Raw genomic sequence first — 6,534 nt, forward strand, 5'->3', positions numbered from 1 at the left:
CGCATATTGCCCAATACCTTAGCTGCCGAACTCTATGAAAAAGAAGTGATTTATGAACGCCATCGACATCGCTATGAATTTAATAATGCCTATCGCAATCTTTTCTTAGAGACTGGATATGCGATCAGTGGAACCTCTCCCGATGGACGGCTAGTAGAAATCATCGAATATCCCCAACATCCATTCTTTATTTCCTGTCAATTTCATCCTGAATTTCAATCTCGTCCTAGCCATCCCCATCCCCTATTTCAAGGGTTTATAAAAGCCGCCCAAAACTACACAGGAGAACCTTTAGAAAATTCAGAAGTACAGGAATATTCTACTCTTAAAACTCCACTTCCAGCTAATTTAGTATAAGCATCATCTGGAGGCAAACCGGTGGCATTCTGGGCTAAAATTCCATTTGAACGTCAAATTTATGTGATCGATTTAGACCGCATAGATACGTTTATCTGTGCCACGAATGGTAAAATTTCCTTTTGGTTACCCGATAGTCAAACACCCATTGTCCTGACTCCCCAAGGCGAATCTGAAAGTTACTTGAAAGTTCAAAAGTATATTCATCACTGTTTAGAGAATCGGAAGGATAGAAATTGGCTCAAGTTCCAGTATGAGCGTAATGACTATTTTATCAATTTGATTCAGATTAGTTTATTTGCCTATCATCCAGGGAATAAAAAGTTGACTTTTTGGCTACCCAATAGTCAGACAGAAATTGTCCTCAATCCAAAATTTCATGAGCAAGCCTATCATGAAGTCATTGAGTATATTCGACAACAAACCCATTATTCTTTGGATGATGAATAAGTAATAGACCTCTTGAAATCAGTGAGAACGAAATGAATCGTAATTCAGTCATCCTGTCTTCTTATACCTATTCCTTCTGAAAAGAAGTCTCTCAAACCTTAAGGTACTCAAGTAGAAGAGAAAAAGTTTTTCTCCCCTACAGCATTTTTCCGTCTATTGAGAGGCGTTCTTTATCTTTTCTTAAATTTTAATCAGACAAGACTAGGTTATTATAGTATGCTAAAAACTGTTTCAGCATAGATCGAGAAATTATGGCAAATTCAACCCATCATCAAATTGTAATTGTTGGCGGAGGTTCCGCAGGAATTACAGTAGCAGCCCAGCTCTTAAATGCAAACTCTAATTTAGATGTGGCGATTATTGAACCGTCAGAAAAGCATTATTATCAACCCGCTTGGACATTAGTCGGTGGTGGAGCATTTGCCGCAGAAGATACGGTCAAGCCAGAAAAAGAGTGTATTCCGGAAAAAGCAACTTGGATTAAAGCCTATTGCCAGGAATTTCAGCCCGATCGAAATCAAGTGGTTACCCAGGATGGAGGAGTGATTTCTTATGATTATTTGGTGGTTTGTCCTGGGCTACAAATCCATTGGGATTGGGTGGAAGGGTTACCCGAAACATTAGGAAAAAATGGAGTTTGTAGTAATTATGACTTTGAGCAAGCTCCCAAAACTTGGGAAATGATTCGCAATTTTAAGGGTGGAACCGCGATTTTTACTTATCCAGGTACGGCAATTAAATGCCCCGGTGCGCCCCAAAAGATTATGTATTTAGCCGATGAAGCATTCCGGAAAAATGGGCTTCGCGATCGCTCTAAGATTATGTATTGTACGGCAACTGGTGGGATTTTTGGCGTTCCTGCCTATGCCAAACCGTTGATGGAAATTGTTAAGCGCAAAGATATTGAGATGAGGGTTAAATATAACCTGAAAGCCATTAAAACCGATCCCAAAGAGGCAATTTTTGAGGTGACGACAGATGAGGGTGTGGAGTTGGTGAGTATTCCTTTCGATCTGCTCCATGTCAGTCCACCAATGAGCGCTCCAGATTTTGTCAAGAATAGTTCTTTAGCAGGTACGGAAGGAGCGGCTAAAGGTTGGATTGATGTGGATAAGTTTACCCTCCAGCATAATCGCTATCCTAATGTGTTTGGCCTCGGTGATTCCTCGTCTCTGCCTACGTCGAAAACGGCTGCTGCTGTGCGTTCCGAAGCACCTGTACTGGTGCAAAACTTGTTGGCTCTGATGGAGTCTAAATCCCTGAATAATCAGTATGATGGTTATGCCTGTTGTCCCTTAGTGACGGGATATGGCAAAGTGATTTTTGCTGAGTTTGATTATGATAAAAATCCAAGTCCTACGTTTCCCCTCGAGCCGACGGAAGAACGTTATAGCATGTGGTTGCTCAAGCGCTACGGTTTGCCGTTCCTGTACTGGAATCGTATGCTCAAAGGTAGGAATTTTGAGCGATCGCTACTAAAAAAATAGGTCACTTACTCTTTTTTACTGGAAGACAAGGGGCTGGGTGCCCCTTGTTTCATAACAAATAGTTGAGAATTAGGGAGTTAATTACTGCGATCGGCCCAGATCTGAGCTGAATTTGCATTCTCACCATAAGTAACAACCCGCTCCTGAGCCGCTCCATAGTTTTCACTATCCTCTGGCACTTGAGCCATTAAATCCCGTGCTTGCTGCCATTGACTGGAGACTTCTGCCCACTCAGCACGGGTACTAGCCGTTTGCGCCAGTTCAGCAGCACTTATCGCTAGGTTAATTCCCTCTCTCCACGGATTGGTCGAAGCTGGGGGAACTGATGCTGGATTTGCAGGTGTGGCTTCCGGTTCTGTCGTTTCTGGTGGGCTTTCTATGGCTGTCTCAGGAACTGCTGTCTCAGGAGCAATTTCCGGTGCAGTCGCAGGCAGAAGGGGAGCTGGAGCCGGACGTAGGAAAAACCACCAAACTGCCGCACCAATGAGAGCGACAATAGGGATTGCTAACAAAGGCAAGAACTTCTTCGCCCCTGATTTCTTCTGTTCTCCAGATTCATCAAGCTCTGAATCCAAAGGTTCCGCACCATCGAGATCGTTACCGTTATAGGAATTTAAATCTTCATCCGGATCGTCAAGGGCAAAATTGGGTAGCTCTTCCTCATCCTCTTTCCCTTGCAACAAGTCAATCGTGTCGCTCCAACTCGGCTTTTTCGATCCAATTTGGCGGCCGTAGATTTGTAGGGTTGGGAACGAGTCAATACCCATATTGAGGATTTCATCATGAACGATCGCCACATATTCTTCCTGTTCGGGTATGTTTTCCCCTTCTAGGAGGATATGTAAACAGCCTTCTTTAACCAGTGCTTTGGCGGTAACCCCTTGGGGTTGTAAGACACTGTTGAGAGCATCGGTGATCTCTGCTGGATTCGGTTGTGCCATGGCGCTGAGTACCCTGAACCGGATGAATTTGGACAAGGAGGGGTGAGACAGACAATGGCGACTCAGGTTAGGTCTTCAATCCCTGGCCCATTACTATCTCGCGTCAATAGTAGCAGAGTTTGAGACTCTGTGGGAGTTTTTTGGCTTACAGGGTATTGATATTTTATTCGAGATCTTGTGTTACAAGAGGCCATTAGATCAATATCATACTGAATATAACTGCGATTTACTTAAGGAAAGAAATTCTAGAAATAGCGGCTAAACAGGGTTTCGTTGACTACTTATTCCCAGCATACTAGGGATAAATCGCGCGATCGCCCAAAGCGCTATATTAGAATCAAACATCAAGCCCACACTATAAATTCTATGCCTAAATTAACTATCAAAGACTTAGAATATCTCCAAACCCAGCATCCCAACTATCGGATGGAATTAGTTCAAGGAGAAATTATCTTTATGAGTCTTTCCGGATTAGAATCAGATGAAGTGGCTGCTGCTATTGTTGCTGAATTATCCCATTGGGTGAGACCGCGAAAATTAGGGCGAGTCATTGCCTCTAGTGGTGGATTTTGTTTACCCAATGCTGACGGAGATGTTCGCGCACCCGATGCTTCTTTTATCCTGGCTCAACGTTTACCTCGCACCACTGACAGTTATGCTGAATTAGTGCCCGATCTAATGTTTGAAGTGAAGTCCAGAACCGATAGTCTCATCAAATTGCGCCAGAAAATCAAAGAATTTATAGTATTAGGAACTCAGGTGGGAGTATTGGTCGATCCGAGAACTCGTACAATGGAAGTTTATCGACTCAATCAAGACCCGATAACGTTATGTGATGGGGATATTTTTACCGTTCCTGCATTACTCCCTGGATGGGAATTACCTGTAGTAGAAATCTGGGCCCCGGAATTTGATTAAAGACATCGATCGCAAAGCTGCACAATGGAAAGCTGGAGAGGAATAGCTGAAGTTTATCGTGTTGTTCTAGCGATCGCGATCGCACCCTGCCCCAAGGATAACCCTCCGTCATTGCAGGGAACTTGTGCTTGAGATAAACAGGTATACCCTTTTGCTTCTAGTTTAGCCGTCAGTTCTTCGAGTAGAATCCGATTTTGGAAGCATCCTCCAGAGAGAGCAATGTGTTGAATGGACAGTCCATCCGATTGACAGTTATGGATTAATTGTTGTACTAACTGTATCATTCCTTGGATTAAGCCTCGGTGAAATCGAGTTGCCATCCGAGAGACACTTGCGCCTTGGTTCAAGTCTTCCAATAAAGAAAACCACATGGGGCTAGGGTCGAGATAGAGAAGTTTATGAGTTAAATTAATATCAAAAGGATAAGCAAAATCATCATCAGATTCTGAGAGTAAATGGCGATCGACTGCCATTTCTAACTCGATCGCCCCTTGACCTTCAAATAGGGCGCGATCGCGACATAAGCCGATCGCCGCCGATACCGCGTCAAACAACCGCCCCGTCGAACTTGCCAGGGGTGCGTTGAGTCGTTTTTGCAGCATTTGCTCAAAGAGAGCGATTGGTTTATTCTGGAAATAGTCAAATAATTCCAGATGACCGAATTTTTCAATTAACATCTGCCAATCAAAGGCCGTTTTTAAGTGAGCATAGGTGTTGCGCCAAGGTTCGAGAATAGCTTTTGTGCCGCCAATCATCGCCACCGGTTTTAAGGTAGCTAACCGTTGATAGCCTCGATAATCTGCGAGTAGAAACTCTCCCCCCCAAATCGTACCCTCTTCGCCAAAACCTAAGCCATCTAGGGCAATGCCTAAAATGGGAGAATGGTCTAAAGGAATGCCATTTTCAACGAAGCAACTGGCAATATGGGCATGGTGGTGTTGAACTTGAATTAAGGGTAACTGATGAGTTTGGGCCTGTTCTTGAGCCAGTTTGGTCGAGAGATATTCGGGATGGAGATCGGCGACTAAAATTTGCGGTTGATGATCGTAAAGTTGGCGAAAAAGTTTGAGGTTTTTCTGATAATCTACGTAGGTAATCGGGTTTTCTAAATCGCCTTGATGTTGGGATAAAATGGCTTGATTATTTTGGATAAGACAAAAGGTGGATTTGAGTTCTCCGCCATAAGCTAAGATGCTTGAGTGGCGATCGCATCCTGGCGGCAGGGCGATCTCTCCCGGAACGTAACCCCGACTGCGACGCAATAAACGAGGCTTTCCTCTCATTATCCGCACCACGGAATCATCTATGCGATTGGCGATATCTCGGTTATGAAATAATACAGTATCCGCTAATCCGATCAGTTTCTCCCTAGCTTCTGTATTGCTGATTAACTGAGGTTCGTGGGATAAATTGGCGCTGGTCATCACCAGGGGATAATCCAGAGTTTCAAGTAGTAGAAGATGCAATGGAGTATAGGGAAGCATAAAACCGAGTGTTGTTACTCCAGGGGCGATCGCCTCCGGTAAACGCTCCCCTCCGTCAGCATTCAACAGCACAATGGGAGCCGCAGGACTCGTAAGCGCCTCTTCTTCGGCTCGACTCACCCGACAATAGCGACGAATAACCCTAATATCCCGCGCCATCAATGCAAAGGGCTTACCAAATCGTCGTTTACGTTCGCGCAAGCGGTTTACAACGTCTTCATTCGTCGCATCGCAGGCTAAATGAAATCCCCCTAACCCCCGAATGGCAAGAATTTTGCCTTGTTCAATCCGGGAAATCGTCTGTTGGATCTCTTTTCCCGGTTCCCCAACCCTATCTTTATCCGTGAGGGACTCTAGCCAAACTTTCGGTCCGCAAATGGGACAGGCGATCGGTTGGGCATGGAAGCGGCGATCGCCCGGATCGTCGTATTCCTGTTGACATTGGGGACATAACGGAAAATTCGCCATCGTTGTTGAGGGGCGATCGTAGGGAACCCCTTGAATAATCGAAAGCCTTGGCCCACAATGGGTACAGTTCGTAAACGGATAGCGATAGCGCCGCTCTGAAGGCGTATAAATTTCTGCCACACAAGCAGAACAAGTCGCTGTATCAGGGGCAATTTGAGTCTGGGTTTTGCCCCCCACACTCTCGACAATAGCAAATTCCTTAAACTCAATAGCTTGCTCTTGTTCTTGGATTTCAATCGTCTCTATCTGCGACAGGGGAGGCGCTTGGGACTCTAACCGTTGCCGAAATTCGGATAGTGCTTCCGGTTCTCCACTCACCTGAATGCGTACCCCTTGCCCATCATTGCACACCTGGCCAACTAGCCCAAGCTCATAGGCTAAATGCCAAACATGGGGCCGAAATCCTACCCCCTGAACCCGCCCTCGGAC

The 6,534-nt window shown here is 45.0% G+C and carries 6 protein-coding genes; 4 read left to right on the forward strand and 2 right to left on the reverse strand.

Annotation, left to right across the window (positions count from 1 at the left end):
* The 3 genes from AC3A14_RS10630 to AC3A14_RS10640 all read left to right on the forward strand — a co-directional run.
* The coding region (locus tag AC3A14_RS10630; RefSeq protein WP_487778996.1) for a glutamine amidotransferase-related protein at positions 1–357 on the forward strand (357 nt) is incomplete at its 5' end.
* Positions 358–378: 21 nt separating this feature from the next.
* Positions 379–807, forward strand: a complete 429-nt coding sequence (locus AC3A14_RS10635; protein WP_318732651.1) for a hypothetical protein — start codon at positions 379–381, stop codon at positions 805–807.
* A 251-nt stretch (positions 808–1,058) separates the two neighbouring features.
* Positions 1,059–2,294 carry an NAD(P)/FAD-dependent oxidoreductase gene (locus AC3A14_RS10640; protein WP_318732652.1) on the forward strand — a complete coding sequence of 412 codons (1,236 nt, stop codon included), beginning with the start codon at positions 1,059–1,061 and terminating at the stop codon, positions 2,292–2,294.
* Positions 2,295–2,371: 77 nt separating this feature from the next.
* Here the strand turns inward: AC3A14_RS10640 and AC3A14_RS10645 are convergent, their stop codons facing one another.
* Complete coding sequence (locus AC3A14_RS10645) at positions 2,372–3,235, reverse strand: hypothetical protein (RefSeq protein ID WP_318732653.1); 864 nt, start codon at positions 3,233–3,235, stop codon at positions 2,372–2,374.
* A 366-nt stretch (positions 3,236–3,601) separates the two neighbouring features.
* Between AC3A14_RS10645 and AC3A14_RS10650 the strand changes: the two genes are divergently transcribed.
* Entirely contained in the window at positions 3,602–4,153 is a 552-nt protein-coding gene (locus AC3A14_RS10650) for a Uma2 family endonuclease (RefSeq protein ID WP_318719242.1), read from the forward strand.
* 53 nt (positions 4,154–4,206) lie between these two features.
* On the opposite strand, the gene hypF is transcribed toward AC3A14_RS10650, so the two are convergent.
* The coding region (gene hypF / locus AC3A14_RS10655) for a carbamoyltransferase HypF (protein WP_487778997.1) at positions 4,207–6,534 on the reverse strand (2,328 nt) is incomplete at its 5' end.

It is taken from the genome of Roseofilum sp. (assembly GCF_982964205.1).

Excerpts from the sequence above, each read along its gene's own strand:
- AC3A14_RS10640 (WP_318732652.1), top strand. The coding sequence starts at position 1,059 with ATGGCAAATTCAACCCATCATCAAATTGTAATTGTTGGCGGAGGTTCC.
- AC3A14_RS10645 (WP_318732653.1), bottom strand. The coding sequence starts at position 3,235 with ATGGCACAACCGAATCCAGCAGAGATCACCGATGCTCTCAACAGTGTC.
- AC3A14_RS10650 (WP_318719242.1), top strand. The coding sequence starts at position 3,602 with ATGCCTAAATTAACTATCAAAGACTTAGAATATCTCCAAACCCAGCAT.